The organism is Pseudoalteromonas ostreae, assembly GCF_018069805.1.
GTDB lineage: Bacteria > Pseudomonadota > Gammaproteobacteria > Enterobacterales > Alteromonadaceae > Pseudoalteromonas > Pseudoalteromonas ostreae.
Window position 1 is genome coordinate 13,819 of record NZ_JAGPYN010000031.1, and the last position, 15,471, is coordinate 29,289.

Sequence of the window (15,471 nt, forward strand, 5' to 3'; positions counted from 1 at the left end):
ACTTTTTGGGGTTTATTGTTTACTTTGTGTCAAAAATCGCTAGAATACGCCGGCTGAAATATATAGAAATATATACACGTTCTTTTACAACCCAAAGGTAATACCATGCATCCAATGTTAAACATTGCGGTTCGCGCTGCGCGTAACGCAGGCAAAATTTTACTTCGCGCTGGCGAAGATTTATCAAAAGTTGAAGTGCAACAAAAAGGCACTAATGATTTAGTAACGAATATTGATAAAGAAGCCGAAGCCGTAATTCGCGACACTATTTTACAATCTTACCCTACTCACTCTATTGTTGGTGAAGAGCTAGGTGAGCATGTAGGTAAAGATGCAGATTACCAATGGATTGTTGATCCTATTGATGGCACTACAAACTTCATCAAAGGCATTCCTCATTACGCGGTTTCTATCGCACTTAAAGTTAAAGGTCGTTTAGACCAAGCTGTTATCTACGATCCAATTCGTGGCGAGCTTTTCACTGCTTCTCGTGGTCAAGGCGCACAGCTAAACAGTAAACGTCTTCGTGTAAGTAAGACAACTGTTTTATCAGGCACTGTACTTGCTACAGGTTTCCCGTATAAAAACAAACACCACATGGATGCTTACACTGAAGCATTTAAAGCATTGTTTGTTCATACTGCCGATATTCGCCGTGCAGGTTGTACAGCATTAGATATGGCGTATGTTGCTGCGGGTCGTGCTGACGGTTTCTTTGAGATTGGTTTAAAGCCTTGGCACAGCGCTGCTGGTGAGCTAATGGTTAAGGAAGCTGGCGGTATGGTTGTTGATTTTGCTGGCGGTAATAACTATAGCCACAGCGGTAACCTTATCTGTGGCGCACCAAAACTGACTCAAGCAATCATTCGTGAGATCCGCCCAGTTTTAACTGAAGCGTTACTTCGCTAATTATTAGCCCGAGTAAATTATAAAAAGGAGCTTAGGCTCCTTTTTTAATGCTAAAAGTGAAATAAGTGAGGAAAAGTAGCTAGTCATAATAATTATTTTCTAGTTTTAGGCGTGCTTACCTTTTAGGTTTAAATAAAGCTACACGCTGGTGAATAAATACTCAAGTAAAACAGCCCCCCCTTAAAGTTATTTCATATTACGTGCTTTTCCGGGCTTAAACGAACAACCGCAAGCGCGGGGCCACGTCGTTTACATAAAAATAGATAACTGTGACGATAACGTTTCGCTTCTTTTTTGGCATCGGTTGCCAATGCCGCAATTTGATGACTGTTAGTGCATTGCTCTAAATCGGGCTCAACAACCCCAATTGATAATGTTAGCAGTGGTACAAATTGTTTTTCACCTTCTCGATTGCTGGCCCAATAGCCGCCACTGGCAATATGCTCTGGGGTAAAAAAGGCCCGTGATTTTAGCTCAAAATCACTAATGATTTGATTACAAACTGACTCGGCATCATCACCATCAAACACCACCATAAAGTCATCGCCGCCAATATGACCAACAAAGCTTGGTATGTTACTGCATGCCTGCGTAGTCACATCCGCGAGCAATTTTATAACGCTGTCACCACTGGCGTAACCATATAAATCATTAAACTGTTTGAAGTGATTTAAATCGATATAAGCGAGTGCGAAGCCATGTTTTACTCTTAGCCTATGTTCTATCGCTTCATTTATTGCCACATTACCAGGTAGCATTGTGAGTGGATTAGCATGCTGGGCATGACGTATTTTCTCTTCGGTAATATGTTTTAAAATATCGCGAAGCGGCGCAAGGCCCAAATATTGCCCGGCGCGTGTAATGATAATATGTCGGCGAATATCAAAGTCATTTTCTGTGATCTGCTGGCTTACGGTATCAAGTAGCTGGTTTTCATCAACCACCAAGGGTTGCTTATGCATTAATGCTGTGACGGGTTGCTTATCATATAAAGCGTGACCATAAGGCGCTGCAAAAACCTCTGTCAGCTGATCTTTATGTAATAGTCCAATCGGTTGCGAATCGTGGTTGATGACAGCTATGCTAACAATTGCTTTATCTTTTTCAAAGATATTATGGGCATCTTTACAACGGGTATGGCTATCGATAGGCATTTGCTCAACAGCCAGCCAACCTATTGCCATTGACTGCTCAAATTGATCCGCTAGTGGGGTAAAATTTAACTGCTGCAATTGATCTGAGTTAAACTCTGAACTTGGCCGTAAGCTTGGCCGTTCAAGCAAGAACCCTTGCGCATGAACAATGCCAAGACCTTCAAGTAAACTAAGCTCTTCAGGGCGCTCTATTCCCTCTGCAATCACCGCTGTTTTAGTGACTTTAGCGAGTTCAATAATGGATTTTAAAAATTCCTTTTTAACCACACTTTCGTCGCAATGATCAATAAAGTAGCGATCAATTTTTACATAATCAGGGCATAATTCTGACCATTGCTTTAACCCTGAATAACCCGCACCTAAGTCGTCAATCGCGATTGAAAAGCCCAGCTTGCGATAATGAGCAATGGTTTTCAATAATAAAAAGCCATCATCCACTTTTTCTTGCTCAGTCACCTCTATCACCACTTTATTAGCAGCTAGACCAAATTGTTCAACAAGGTGTAATGTTTCACCTTTAGGGTGACAGGGATCAAGTAAAGTTTTCGGGCTGACATTTAAAAACAACTTACCCTGCAGCTTCAGTTTTACAAAGTTTTCGATTGCTTTAGAGCGGCACAACAACTCAAGTTCTGAGATTTTATCAAAGGTTACCGCTGCACTAAATAATGCATTAGGCATTTCAAGTGGACAGCCTTTAGGGCCACGGCTAAGCGCTTCGTAACCTAATATTTGCTGCTCGGCAATATCAAAGATGGGTTGAAATAACGTGGTAACTTCACTGTTTTTTAATATATTTTCTAATATACCAAGCCGATCACTCACTATTATTAACCCATAACTTCATTAAGAGCGGTTAAAGTAGCAAGAGCGTATGACAATTTTATGGCAGCACAGTGTGTTGCACTGAATAATGAGTTAGTTATTTAATGCCCGTGCAACCTGCTCAAAATGCGCTATGACTTCAATAATATCAAGCTCCGCATTTTGATAAGCGTGTTGATCAGCGAGTCCCAAGCGTGTACTCGCTTGCACTGTTACCGAGTGAACGAGTAAGTCTTTGGCGTGATAACACACAGGATCATCAAATTTAGGCAGCTTACCATCACTGTGATACCCGCTTTCGATTTCAGCCAACGGCAATGAAGCAATCACAGTTGCCACTTCACTTAACGCATCTAAGTATGCTGTGCATTGTGGATATTTAACGACAAGCTCTTTAATTAAGGCCTGCGATAAAGTGACTAGCTCTGCGGATTCTTCCTCTAAGCTGGCTGGATCCTTTCTCGCACGAATATTATTAAGCAAGGTATTAGCTTGATATGGGTATTGTTCAAATGCACTTAATTGTGAAGATTTCACAACATGCTCAGCTTGTTGAGCTGTTAAGTTATTATCACATCCGCTAACAATAATTAGACTACTAGCGACTACAAGTGGCTTTAACATTAGTTAGTTACACCAATACTTAATCAATAATGGCTATTATAGGGAAAATTTAATTTCATAAATAGCAACAATTAAAGCTGCGCAGCATAAAAACAAAAAACCGCTCGTTGAGCGGTTTTTTTATACAAACTTAGTCACTCTAATTAGAGTAATTCCTATGGCATAGGATCTAAGTCGGCACCTTCTTTTTCGATCACTTCTGGTATTAAGTCTTCTTTACTTACGCCCATCGCAATCGCAACGGCACTAGCAACATAAATTGAAGAATAAGTACCAATAAACACACCAAATAACAGCGCTGTAGCAAAACCATGAATCGTTTGGCCACCCCAAGCAAACAAGGCAATTAACACTAAAATAGTGGTAATTGAAGTTACTAGAGTACGGTTAAGTGTTTGCGTTAATGAAATATCAATTATCTCAACAGTATCGTCGATACGTACTTTGCGGAAGTTCTCACGAATACGGTCAGATACAACGATAGTATCGTTAAGTGAGTAACCTATTACTGCCAATATTGCCGCCAATATAGTTAAGTCGAATTCTAAGCCTAATACTGAGAACAAGCCAAGAGTAATGATTACATCGTGTAACAGCGCCGCTACCGCGCCAACCGCAAAACGCCACTCAAAGCGAAATGCCACATAGATCAAGATACAAATAAGCGCAGTTAACATGGCAAGGCCACCCTGCTCTTTTAAGTCTTCACCGACACTTGGGCCAACAAATTCAATGCGGCGCATTACCACACTATCGTCTGCTATTTTAAGTGCATCAATTACTTGGTTGCCAATGACTTCGGCTTTAACATCATCACCGCGCGGTGCTAAGCGAACCAAAATCTCTTGGCTTGAACCAAACAATTGTACTGATGCATCTGCAAAACCATTTTCAGCTAACACTGAACGTACTTTCTTTAAGTCTGCTGGTTGTGCAAAACCTACTTCTACTGCAGTACCGCCCGTAAAATCTAAGCCAAAGTTTAAACCTTTAACGAAGAACGATGCGAACGATGCCAAAATAAGTAGCGTTGAGATGCTCATAGCAACTTTGCGCAGCGACATAAACCCTAAAGTTCTGCCGCCTAATTTTAAAATTTGCATATTTGCTCCTTAAATTGACAGCTTATCTACGCGCTTACCGCCGATAAATAAGTTGATCACCGCACGGGTACCAACTATGGCTGTAAACATTGAGGTGATAATACCAATCGCAAGTGTTACTGCGAAACCTGCAATCGGACCTGTACCCACTGCGAATAAGATAATTGCAGCAATTAAGGTGGTAATATTAGCATCAAAAATCGTACTAAAGGCGCTGTCATAACCATGATGAACGGCCTGTTGCGGGCTACGACCGTCAGCAAGTTCTTCACGAATACGTTCAAAAATTAGTACGTTAGCATCAACGGCCATACCGACTGTTAATACAATACCGGCAATACCTGGCAGTGTTAATGCAGCACCTGGGATCAGTGACATTACACCCACAATCAATACTAAGTTAGCAGCGAGAGCAATATTAGCGACTAAGCCAAAGCCTTTGTAATAAACCAACATAAAGATCAATACAAACAAGAAGCCTAATGCAACCGCAGTCATACCCGCTTCAATGTTTTCTTGTCCTAAGCTTGGTCCTACCGTACGCTCTTCTACAATCTGAATTGGCGCAACCAAAGCACCAGCACGTAGTAGTAAACTTAAATTATGCGCTTCTGCAGGGTTATCAATACCGGTGATACGGAACGAACGATCAAGACGCGCTTGAATAGTTGCCACGTTAATGACTTCTTCCACTTTAATTGGTGGTAGCGCTTTACCGTTTTCGTCTGTTTTACCAGAAGGCTTGTACTCAATAAATACCGTTGCCATACGCTTGCCAATAGCACGCTTAGTGAAAGCATTCATTTTCGCGCCGCCTTTGCTATCAAGGCTAATACTTACTTGCGGACGTTGGTATTCATCGGCACCCGATTGCGCACCAGTAATGTGACTACCTTCGAGAATAATGCGTTTTTTAAGTACCACTGGGTAGCCATCACGGCTCATGATCATTTCAGTACCAGGCGGAATACGCCCTTGCGCTGCTGCCGTTGGATCGGCATTTTCGTCTACTTCACGAAACTCAAGGGTTGCTGTAGCACCCAAAATCTCTTTCGCACGCGCAGTATCTTGAACACCTGGTAGCTGCACAATAATACGCTCTGCACCTTGACGTTGTACGTTAGGCTCAGCAACACCGATTTGGTTAATACGGTTACGGATAATGGTTTCGTTTTGCTTGATAGCATAGTCACGAATTTCTTTGAGTTTTTGCTCGCTGATGGTGGCATAAAACGCGTTATCGTTAGAGCTATCATCAATGTAGTTGTGTAATGGGTAGCGTGACTGTAAGAAGCGCTCTGCAGCGTCTTTATCTTCGTCACTGCGCATTTCAACGCGAAGACGTTCAGTACCAGCTACGCGGCGAACGGTGCGATAGCGTAGTTTTTCTTCACGTAAATCACTTTTATAGTCTTGTTCCATTTGTTCCAGCGCGTTATCAACCGCTGTCACCATGTCAATTTCCATCGTAAAGTGAACACCGCCACTTAAATCCAAGCCCAATTTCATTGGATTACCGCCAAGGGCTTTTAACCAATGAGGTTGCGCCGGGGCCATGTTAATGGCTGAGATGTAATCGTCGCTCAACGAATCACGCAATAAATCTTGCGCTTTAAGCTGCTCTTCAACATTTTTAAAGCGGATCAACACTTGACCGTTTTCGAACTTAACTGATTTTACAGTAACATTGTGCTCTTTGAGGGTCGCGTTTACTTTGTCTACTACAGCTAGATCTGCATCAGTTCCTTTAGTACCTGAAATTTGTATGGCCGGATCACGACCATACAAATTAGGAGAGGCATACAAAAGACCTATCGCAATCACAGCTAGAACAAGTAAATACTTCCATAATGGAAACTTGTTTAACACGTGGGCGTCCTTATTATTGTTATTATAGCGACTTCATTGTGCCTTTCGGCAATACTGCTGAAACTGCAGATTTCTGTACAGTTACTTCAGCTTGGTCGTTAAGTGAAATAACAATGAAGTCTTTATCTTCAGAGATTTTAGCGATTTTACCCACTAAACCACCTTGCGTTAATACTTCATCGCCTTTAGCCATCGCGTTCATTAGCGCTTTATGCTCTTTTACACGCTTAGCTTGTGGACGGTAAATTAAGAAGAAAAATACTAGACCAAAAATAGCTAGCATAATTAACATCTCATAACCACCACCGGCTGGAGCTGCACCTGCCGCACTTGCGTGGGCGTTTGAAATAAATAAACTCATAACACTTCCTCTTTAATTTTTAAAATTTAATTTGTAGTATCTGCAAGCTCTGGCACATCTTGGCCGCGGCGTGCATAAAAATCATTTACGAATTCATCTAACTTGCCGTCACTAATCGCATTACGTAAACCTTCCATAACACGCTGATAATAACGCAAGTTATGAATGGTGTTTAGTCGTGCACCTAAAATTTCGTTACATTTATCAAGATGATGTAGGTACGCGCGGGAATAATTCTTACAAGTATGGCAATCACACTCAGGATCCAGTGGACCGGTGTCTGTTTTATGTACTGCATTGCGAATTTTAACGATGCCACCAGTTATAAATAAATGGCCATTACGGGCATTACGGGTTGGCATTACACAGTCAAACATGTCGATACCGCGACGCACAGCTTCAACTAAATCTTCTGGTTTGCCTACGCCCATAAGGTAACGCGGTTTGTTCTCTGGCATTTTGTATGCACAGTGATCAAGAATGTTAATCATCTCATTCTTAGGCTCACCCACAGATAAACCACCAAGTGCATAACCATCAAAACCAATTTCTTCTAATCCGGCTTGTGATTGCGCACGTAACTCAGGGTACATACCGCCTTGGATAATACCAAACAAGGCTGATGGGTTATCACCATGACCTTCTTTTGAACGTTTAGCCCAACGAAGTGATAACTCCATTGACTCTTTTGCTTCTTTTTCAGTGGCTGGATAAGGCGTACATTCGTCAAAAATCATCACGATATCTGAGCCTAAGTCGCGTTGCACTTGCATGGCTTTTTCTGGCGAGAGCATGATTTTTTCACCATTGACTGGCGAGCTAAATAATACACCTTCTTCAGAAATTTTACGCATTGCGCCTAAGCTAAATACTTGAAAACCGCCTGAGTCGGTTAAAATTGGTTTATCCCAATTCATAAAACCATGTAATCCACCATGCTGCTTGATGATTTCAGTACCAGGGCGAAGCATCAAATGGAAGGTGTTACCTAGGCAAATATGCGCACCAGTGTCTTTGACTTCATCTGGGGTCATACCTTTGACAGTACCGTAAGTACCTACTGGCATAAATGCTGGAGTTTCTACTACGCCTCTATCAAAAATCAAGCGGCCACGGCGGGCTTTACCGTCTGTACGGTCTAATTCAAATTTCATATCATCCTCAATGTCAGAAAAACAGTCCAACAAGCTATAATTTAACCGCTCGATTCTACCATTAGTTACTATGGCATTACTATTAATTGGGCTAAAAGCTGAAATTAAAAGTAAAAAAACCCAGCATTTTGCTGGGTTCTCAACTGATTTAAGAAAGCTTTATTTCCGAGTCAGAAACATCGCATCACCGTAACTGAAAAAGCGATACTTTTGTTCGATTGCCGTTTGGTAAGCACTCATAATATTTTCCTGCCCGGCAAAAGCACTGACCAGCATAATAAGTGTCGATTCCGATAAGTGAAAATTAGTCACCATGGCATCAACCACATTAAATTGATAACCTGGGTAAATAAAGATATCGGTGTCACCAAAGTAACTGGCTAATTGGCCGCCATGTATCTTAGCTGCTGATTCCAAAGAACGTACCGAAGTTGTGCCTACCGCAATCACTCTGCCGCCGTTAGCTTTGGTTGCAGCGACTGCTGCAACAACATCATCAGGCACTTCAATGTATTCAGAGTGCATTATATGATCATCAACCGAGTCTACGCGCACCGGCTGGAATGTGCCCGCGCCAACATGCAAAGTAACAAATGCCATGTTTACGCCCTTGGCTTTTAATGCTGCCATAAGCGTATCATCAAAATGTAGACCAGCAGTTGGCGCTGCAACGGCGCCTGGTTTTTCACCATAAACTGTTTGATAGCGTTTGCGGTCTTCGTCAGTATCTGGACGGTCAATATACGGCGGTAGTGGCATATGACCAATATCATTTAAAATTTCCAGAACGTTTTGCTCACCTGTAAACTCTAGTTCAAACAGTTCACCCTGACGACCCACCATAGTCGCCTGCGCTTTACCTTCAAGAATAATAATTGTACCTGGTTTAGGCGATTTACTGGCGCGCACATGGGCAAGCACACGATGCTCATCCAGCACTCGCTCTACTAGTACTTCAAGTTTACCGCCAGATGCTTTTTGGCCATACATACGAGCTGGGATCACTTTGGTATTGTTAAATACCAACAAGTCATTTTCATTTACTAAATCAAGAATATCGCTAAATATTTTATGTTTTACAGCGCCACTTGGGCCATCTAAGGTTAATAAGCGACTGCTGGTTCGATCCTGTTTAGGAAAACGAGCAATTAATTCATCAGGTAAGTCAAAGCTAAAATCAGCCACGCGCATAGGATATATCCAGATCAAAAAAGTCGCGCCAAGTTTAACTGTATCGTGCTATTAGCTCAACCAACGGCTTTAATTAAAATACAATGGAATGTTCTCTTGTGGTTCGAGACAAATGGCATTATTCTACTCAACTTGATTAGAGCTAGGTTGATAAGAGGTGTGACATAAATGGCTAAGCAGCTAACTTTGCTGATCTTAAACGCCAGTGTCGCTGAGCGTCAGGCTGTTAAGTCAACCTTAAATCGGCTCAATGTATTTACTTTCCTTGAAGTAGCCGATAGCCAACAAGCCCTCGAAATTCTTAAATCTCAAGCTGTCGATGTGATTATTACAGGTCTTAATGTTGGTAAAATAGATGGCTGGCGATTTTCTCGGATGATCCGTTCTGGGTTATTAAAAACTCCAAAAAACACACCAATTGTACTAACTCCACCTATCTATTGTGAGCGAATAGCCGAAACGACGGCCCGAAGTTATGGCATTGATGCGGTATTACCATTTGAACGCCAAGATATGCTGCCACAAGTATTGGCAAATGTATTATCAACGCATTTAGAAAAAAGCAGTCGGTTAGATTTACTGCTGCTCGAAACCGACAGCACTAAAGCGGCTGAAATAACACAACAATTACAGCTAAACTTTACCTGCACCCATGTTTCTAGTGATAAGCAAGCATTATCAATCTATTTGCAGCAAAAGTTTGCCATTGTGTTACTTGATGCAACCGCAGCACACGCAGGAGCTGCCAGTCAATTAGTTGAAGAGATTTTACAACACAACCCAAAGCAAGCCATTGTAACCATTATTGATACAAAAGATGCCGATCATGCTGAACGACTGTTGCTTTCAGGGGTCACTGATTTTATTCGAGCACCGTATGAACATACCTTGTTAAGTAAAGTATGTGACCATGCTGCGCGTCGTGAAGATTTTATGGTTAGTTATGCCGAGTTTGCACAAAAAGTAGAACAGTTAAGTCAAAGTCAAAGCCGCTACAAAGAGCTATTTTCAGCCCACCAGCGAATACTATTACACCTCAATACAGTAGTGCTTGAATTTGATCAACAAGGCCGCATTCGTTTTATTAACCCTGCTTGGGAAGCGCTTAGTGGGTTTGGCATAAAACAAACCTTGAGCAAAGCACTCTCTGACTTTTGCATTAATGACTGCAAAGAAAAGCTACTTGATACTATTAGCAATATTTTGCAAGGCGGCGCTTTGCAACAACAAGTAGAAGTGCAAATTATTCATAAAGATGGCCGAGCTATCTGGGTTGAATGCCGCTTACAACTAATCAAAAACAGCAGTAATGCGGCGACAATCACCGCCACTATTGATAACATTCATGAGCGCAAACAAGCTGAATTACAATTGCGTCACTTGGCCTTACATGACACGTTAACTGGTTTACATAACCGCTATTATTTTGATCAGCAACTGAATCGAATTTGCCAACCACAGCGCACTAATGGCGACATAGAGCACGCTTTAATTTATATTGACCTTGACCACTTTAAAATAATTAATGACAGTAAAGGCCATCAACAAGGCGATATAGTTCTTAAAGAAGTTGCGCAACTATTTAACGCCAATATCAGTGATGAACACTTAGTGTGTCGTATTGGTGGGGATGAATTTGCAGTGATCTTAAATAATATGAATCTGCTTGATGCACACTTGATAGCTGAAAGTATTTGTATGGCTATTGAAGGTCATCAGTTTAAATCTGAAGAACAAGTTTATTCAATTAGCTGCTCGATTGGTTTAACGCAAATAACTGCCGCAAACCACGATCCGAGTGAATGCTTAAAACAGGCCGACATTGCCTTATATGTCGCAAAGAGCTTGGGCCGTAATCTCGTTCATTGCTACTCTAAAGAAGATGCCAACCATAATACCTTACAAGCAGGCTTAGAGTGGGGACACAGTATTCGCCAAGCACTGCAACAAAACCAAATTGAATTACATTACCAGCCAATTTGGGACTTTAAACAAGGTGGTGTAGCTTATTTTGAAGCGCTGTTACGCTTAAAGCTCGATGATGAACTGGTTTATCCAAACCAATTTATTCCGTCACTTGAATTATTAAACGACACTTACTTAATGGATCAATGTGTGATCAGCAATGCCATTGCTGCCATCGCAGCCAACCCTGAGCTAAATCAAGTTGCGATAAACCTATCTGCGCAATCGTTTTTAGATGAACGCCTATTACCGCATATCGAATCGACCCTTGAAAAGTGCGATATCAGCCCTACCCGGGTTATTTTTGAGATCACTGAATCTGCTAGTATAAACAACCTGACAGCTACTCGTGCCATGATTGAGAAACTAAATCGCTTAGGCTGTCATTTCTCAATAGATGACTTTGGCACTGGCTTTAGTACCTTTAATTATCTTAAGCAACTGCCAGCTCAGCACGTAAAAATAGACGGTTCGTTTGTTCGCGATATGCTCAATGATCCAATCGACATGGCGTTAGTTAAAGCGATAAATGATATTAGTCGCTCGCTAGATAAGCGCTCTGTCGCTGAGTATGTAGAAAACAAAGAGATTTTTTTAGCACTAAAAGAAATAGGAGTTGATTATGGCCAGGGTTACTTCATTTCACGCCCAGTGCCCGTAGAAAAAATCAAATATCAGTTACAAAAAATTTATCAAAACAAAACTTTTTACGAACAATCACCTAGCTAAAATAGCGAGTTTTTCATACAAATCTACGCATTTTTTTACTTCCATCTTGTGATAACTCATCTATACTTTGCTCACAGGGCGATAAATGTCTTGTGATTATGATGATAACCAAAATTTAACGTGACATCGTTAAATGATAGCAACATACCACTTAAAAACTAACGTGTTGTTATTAGTATCATTGTCAATTAATGGAGTGAATTATGATGCAATTAATCGTGTTACTATTAGCGGTAAACTTAGGGATAACTTACCAGTGCTATCGATGTGCCAATATCAAAGGTTACCCTGTTGTAACATTCACCTGCTTAGGTTTGATCCCCTACTTTAATTTAGTGGTGTGGGTTTATTTGTTATTTTTACCCGATATTACGCCATTTAATAAACAGTGTGAATACGAAGGCCATAATGAAAAGCAGCCTTTATAAGTGGCTGCTTTTTTGGTCAGGGATAAGCTATTAATTTTACTCTTAACATCAGTTCGGTTAATTAAAATTGGTAGCTAATTGCCTTAAGGGCTAGATCGCTGGCTTTAATGTCACCTACTACACACTTTTTTATATCTGATTTATTAAATACTTTTATTAAACTCGTATTTTTATCGCCGAGCCCTTTAAGAACAAAACTCACATGCTCGTCGTTTGGTAAACTACGCAAACCACTGCCATAGTCACAAAGCGTTAAACTAATGCTTTTATTGACTTGTACGAGCAACTTTTGTTGCTCTGCGGCTTGCTGTTTGGCACGCTCTGCTTGTTTTTCAGTGATGTCTTGACGAAGTTTTTGTTGCTGTTTAGTGAGCTTAACTTGTTGTTTTTCAAGTTCCGTTATTTCTTTTTCAAGGCTCTTTTTGCGTTCTGCTAACTCTTTAGCTTCTGCGCTATTATCATGTCGACTAGCAAACTCAAGATCACGCTTTTCACGCTCTAAATCGCGTAGCTCACGACTTATATCACGCTCTTGCTCGGCAGCTTCTCTTACTCGTTCAGCCCCTTCCCTCATAACTTCCATGGCCTGTTGATAAGCTTTACGGGATGACTCAACAGCATGTTCACTTATTGCTTCTGCATGGTCACTAATAAACTCAATATTCACTTCAGAGAAATCAATGTCAGGCATAGGGGGTAATGGCGCATTAGGTACACTACTTAAAATGGTTTGCCAGCGGTTTGTGCCGCGCACATCTAACTCAAATACCACACCTTGATCAACAAAGTAGTTAGCTGAAATTGCGCGGACCTTTTTATCCGTATCTTGTTTTAAGGCACTGCTTAAAATATTTTCCATAATACCGACTTCACGCTGTATAGCGGCCAAGTTTTCAGGTATTTTCGCCTGAAGGTTGCTGCTTGTACAACCAATAACGGCAATGATAGCGCTGCTGATAAGTTTTATATTCATGCTCTTTACTCCTAATTTTTCGCAATGGCGGCCATTGGCTGCTCTTGTACTTGTTCGGCTAAGTCGTTTAGTTGCATCCTTAGATACGCTTGATCTTGAGCACGCTGGGTTTTGATGTAAGTAATTAAGCTATTAATGTCTTCTTGACGTTCAACACGCCCAGTAGTAATCGCCTCTTTAGCGAGTTGATACATGTGTTGCTGTTGTAATTCATTTTGCGCCGTTATAATTTTTTGCAGTTGGTCAATTTGCTTTTGCTGTGACTCTAATAACTGCGTTTGTTTCGCGACCTGATCCAATAATTCTGGAGCCTGTTGCTGCGGCATCAGTAAAAACACCAACGAACAAATCATAACTGATGCAGCAACAGCCCACGCTCCAGCGACGCTAAACACACGCACAGCTGAGAGCTGCGATATTGTTGATTGGCGATCCCAGGTTGGTACTGGTACAGCCTTATAATCACGGCTATGCTGTTGCCATACTTTCGCTTGGCTCATCAACGCTGCATATTCGGGATCATTTTCGAGCTGCTGCAATTGTTTATCGCTCAAAACTTTACCGTCTAACCATTGCTCAAAAAGCATCTCTAAATTAGCCATCTACGGCCTCCAAATGAACTTTTAATTTACCTAATGCACTGTATAACCGCGACTTAGCAGTATTCGTTGAAATATCTAATTGCTCAGCAATCTCTTCAAAGGTGCAATGCTGGAAAAATTTCAGCTCCACCACTAAACGCTGCTCCCATGGTAACTTATTCAACATACTTTTTAATTGCTGATGCTGGGCCTGTACTACACGATTCCCTTCTAATTCACTATGTTCACAAGCTTGTTCTGGTACATCATCTAAGCTCTGATAATGCTTACGACGGCGGTAGTATTCAACGCTACGCCGATGCACAATTTGAAATACCCAGGTACTAAAGCTCGACTCACCACGAAAGTTCGGCAGACTTTTATACACTGAAATAAACACCTCTTGCATTAAGTCCATAGCATCATCTGGGTTACTTAGCATCCGCAAACAATAGTTATAAACTTGGCTTTCATGCTGTTTAACCAACTTAAGCCAGGCGCGTTTATTTCCTTGCTGTGCTTTGGCGATTAATGTTTCTATTGATTGAAAAAACACGATTCTCGATGCTTAGTTATTTTACTTATGAGGTTAGTCGATAGAGTGAAGCAGATAGTTTGGAAAAGATAAAAATAAATGAAAATAAATAAAAAAGCTCACCTAAATGAGCTAGTCATCCGCTATTAAACGGCATTGTTGCTTTAAAAAACTTTCTAGCATTTGGCTAAATAAACGAAAGTCTCGAATACGACCGGTTGTTTTGCGCCATAAAATACCAATATCGCGGTATGCGTCACTTTGTGAGGGAGTGGCAAGCATGTTTTTGTTCGCTAAAATACCCGCGTTAATCGCCATTTGTGGTAAGAAAGTTACCCCTAACTGGTGCTCTACCATGCTAAGTAAAGTGTGTAAGCTCGCCGCTTCAAACGGATTGATACAGCTTGAACGATTTAAATGACAAGCACTTAATGCGTGCCCTGTCATACAATGTTCTCGCTCTAATAAGAATACACTGGCTTCCGGTAACAAGTTAAAATCTTCTATATTCTTAGCGGGTAAATAGTCTTTATGATGTACTAAGCAAAAGTGATCTTGCGCGAGTACTTGAGTATGAAATTTATCTGTATCGTAAGGTAGTGCTAATAGTGCCATATCGATATGGCCATGCTCGAGTTTATCTAACAAGCTGTCGCTGGTATCTTCAATCAGTACCAGCTCTAAATCAGCAAATTGTTGCAGACAAAGATGATATAAAGGCGCCGCTATAAAACTAGCAATGGTTGGAATAACACCGAGGGTGAGCTTACCGCTTAGCGGTGTTAAATGGCTTTTCGTTAGTTCTTTAACACTGAGCGTATCGTCAATAATTTTACGGGCTCGCTGTACGACATCTTCACCTATCGCGGTAAACATAAGACTGCGATTTTCACGTTCGATAAGTTGGCATCCCAATGTTTCTTCGAGGGTTTGAATTGCACTGCTAAGTGTTGATTGACCAATAAAACACGCACTTGCGGCGCGGCCAAAATGCTGATGTTGATGAACAGCCAACAAATACTGCAGTTGTTTAATACTTGGTAAGTTCGTCATACTTTCTTTACCCACAA

14 protein-coding genes are annotated in these 15,471 nt (G+C 41.1%); 3 read left to right on the forward strand and 11 right to left on the reverse strand.

Features of this window, described 5'->3' with window-relative positions; translation table 11 throughout:
- Positions 1-105 precede the first annotated feature (105 nt).
- Positions 106-909 (forward strand): inositol-1-monophosphatase, encoded by an 804-nt coding sequence (gene suhB, locus J7338_RS18570; RefSeq protein WP_210798474.1) that lies wholly within the window; start codon positions 106-108, stop codon positions 907-909.
- A gap of 191 nt (positions 910-1,100) precedes the next feature.
- Here the strand turns inward: suhB and J7338_RS18575 are convergent, their stop codons facing one another.
- The 7 genes from J7338_RS18575 to queA form a co-directional block, all read right to left on the reverse strand.
- Positions 1,101-2,891, reverse strand: coding sequence for a GGDEF domain-containing protein (locus tag J7338_RS18575; protein ID WP_415837831.1), 1,791 nt, complete (start codon positions 2,889-2,891; stop codon positions 1,101-1,103).
- Between the two features lie 90 nt (positions 2,892-2,981).
- The gene (locus tag J7338_RS18580) at positions 2,982-3,512 is read right to left on the reverse strand and encodes a hypothetical protein (protein WP_210798476.1); all 531 of its coding nucleotides are present in this window, start codon (positions 3,510-3,512) and stop codon (positions 2,982-2,984) included.
- A 155-nt stretch (positions 3,513-3,667) separates the two neighbouring features.
- Positions 3,668-4,615 carry a protein translocase subunit SecF gene (gene secF / locus J7338_RS18585; protein WP_210798477.1) on the reverse strand — a complete coding sequence of 316 codons (948 nt, stop codon included), beginning with the start codon at positions 4,613-4,615 and terminating at the stop codon, positions 3,668-3,670.
- 9 nt (positions 4,616-4,624) lie between these two features.
- Positions 4,625-6,484, reverse strand: coding sequence for a protein translocase subunit SecD (gene secD / locus J7338_RS18590; protein WP_210798478.1), 1,860 nt, complete (start codon positions 6,482-6,484; stop codon positions 4,625-4,627).
- Between the two features lie 22 nt (positions 6,485-6,506).
- Positions 6,507-6,845, reverse strand: a complete 339-nt coding sequence (gene yajC, locus J7338_RS18595; protein ID WP_210798479.1) for a preprotein translocase subunit YajC — start codon at positions 6,843-6,845, stop codon at positions 6,507-6,509.
- 26 nt (positions 6,846-6,871) lie between these two features.
- Positions 6,872-7,999, reverse strand: coding sequence for a tRNA guanosine(34) transglycosylase Tgt (tgt, locus tag J7338_RS18600; RefSeq protein ID WP_210798480.1), 1,128 nt, complete (start codon positions 7,997-7,999; stop codon positions 6,872-6,874).
- Between the two features lie 159 nt (positions 8,000-8,158).
- Positions 8,159-9,190, reverse strand: coding sequence for a tRNA preQ1(34) S-adenosylmethionine ribosyltransferase-isomerase QueA (gene queA, locus J7338_RS18605; RefSeq protein ID WP_210798481.1), 1,032 nt, complete (start codon positions 9,188-9,190; stop codon positions 8,159-8,161).
- Between the two features lie 168 nt (positions 9,191-9,358).
- Here queA and J7338_RS18610 point away from each other — a divergent pair, with 168 nt between their 5' ends.
- Together J7338_RS18610 and J7338_RS18615 are read left to right on the forward strand one after the other, a co-directional pair.
- Complete coding sequence (locus J7338_RS18610; protein ID WP_210798482.1) at positions 9,359-11,884, forward strand: EAL domain-containing protein; 2,526 nt, start codon at positions 9,359-9,361, stop codon at positions 11,882-11,884.
- Positions 11,885-12,087: 203 nt separating this feature from the next.
- Entirely contained in the window at positions 12,088-12,312 is a 225-nt protein-coding gene (locus J7338_RS18615; protein ID WP_210798483.1) for a hypothetical protein, read from the forward strand.
- 61 nt (positions 12,313-12,373) lie between these two features.
- Here J7338_RS18615 and J7338_RS18620 read toward each other — a convergent pair whose 3' ends face one another.
- The 4 genes from J7338_RS18620 to J7338_RS18635 all read right to left on the reverse strand — a co-directional run bounded on the left by J7338_RS18620 (position 12,374) and on the right by J7338_RS18635 (position 15,454).
- Complete coding sequence (locus J7338_RS18620) at positions 12,374-13,285, reverse strand: Na/Pi cotransporter family protein (protein WP_210798484.1); 912 nt, start codon at positions 13,283-13,285, stop codon at positions 12,374-12,376.
- Between the two features lie 11 nt (positions 13,286-13,296).
- On the reverse strand, positions 13,297-13,887 hold the full coding sequence (locus J7338_RS18625) for a hypothetical protein (RefSeq protein WP_210798485.1): 591 nt from the start codon (positions 13,885-13,887) through the stop codon (positions 13,297-13,299).
- Positions 13,880-14,422: an RNA polymerase sigma factor gene (locus tag J7338_RS18630; protein ID WP_210798486.1), complete on the reverse strand. Its 543-nt coding sequence runs from the start codon at positions 14,420-14,422 to the stop codon at positions 13,880-13,882. The genes J7338_RS18625 and J7338_RS18630 overlap by 8 nt, the downstream gene beginning before the upstream one ends.
- Positions 14,423-14,533: 111 nt before the next feature.
- Positions 14,534-15,454, reverse strand: a complete 921-nt coding sequence (locus J7338_RS18635; RefSeq protein WP_210798487.1) for a hydrogen peroxide-inducible genes activator — start codon at positions 15,452-15,454, stop codon at positions 14,534-14,536.
- Positions 15,455-15,471 lie beyond the last annotated feature (17 nt).

Bases quoted from the DNA above. Each gene is read 5' to 3' on its own strand.
- suhB (WP_210798474.1), top strand. From the start codon at position 106: ATGCATCCAATGTTAAACATTGCGGTTCGCGCTGCGCGTAACGCAGGC.
- J7338_RS18580 (WP_210798476.1), bottom strand. From the start codon at position 3,512: ATGTTAAAGCCACTTGTAGTCGCTAGTAGTCTAATTATTGTTAGCGGA.
- secF (WP_210798477.1), bottom strand. From the start codon at position 4,615: ATGCAAATTTTAAAATTAGGCGGCAGAACTTTAGGGTTTATGTCGCTG.
- yajC (WP_210798479.1), bottom strand. From the start codon at position 6,845: ATGAGTTTATTTATTTCAAACGCCCACGCAAGTGCGGCAGGTGCAGCT.
- tgt (WP_210798480.1), bottom strand. From the start codon at position 7,999: ATGAAATTTGAATTAGACCGTACAGACGGTAAAGCCCGCCGTGGCCGC.
- queA (WP_210798481.1), bottom strand. From the start codon at position 9,190: ATGCGCGTGGCTGATTTTAGCTTTGACTTACCTGATGAATTAATTGCT.
- J7338_RS18610 (WP_210798482.1), top strand. From the start codon at position 9,359: ATGGCTAAGCAGCTAACTTTGCTGATCTTAAACGCCAGTGTCGCTGAG.
- J7338_RS18615 (WP_210798483.1), top strand. From the start codon at position 12,088: ATGATGCAATTAATCGTGTTACTATTAGCGGTAAACTTAGGGATAACT.
- J7338_RS18620 (WP_210798484.1), bottom strand. From the start codon at position 13,285: ATGAATATAAAACTTATCAGCAGCGCTATCATTGCCGTTATTGGTTGT.
- J7338_RS18625 (WP_210798485.1), bottom strand. From the start codon at position 13,887: ATGGCTAATTTAGAGATGCTTTTTGAGCAATGGTTAGACGGTAAAGTT.
- J7338_RS18635 (WP_210798487.1), bottom strand. From the start codon at position 15,454: ATGACGAACTTACCAAGTATTAAACAACTGCAGTATTTGTTGGCTGTT.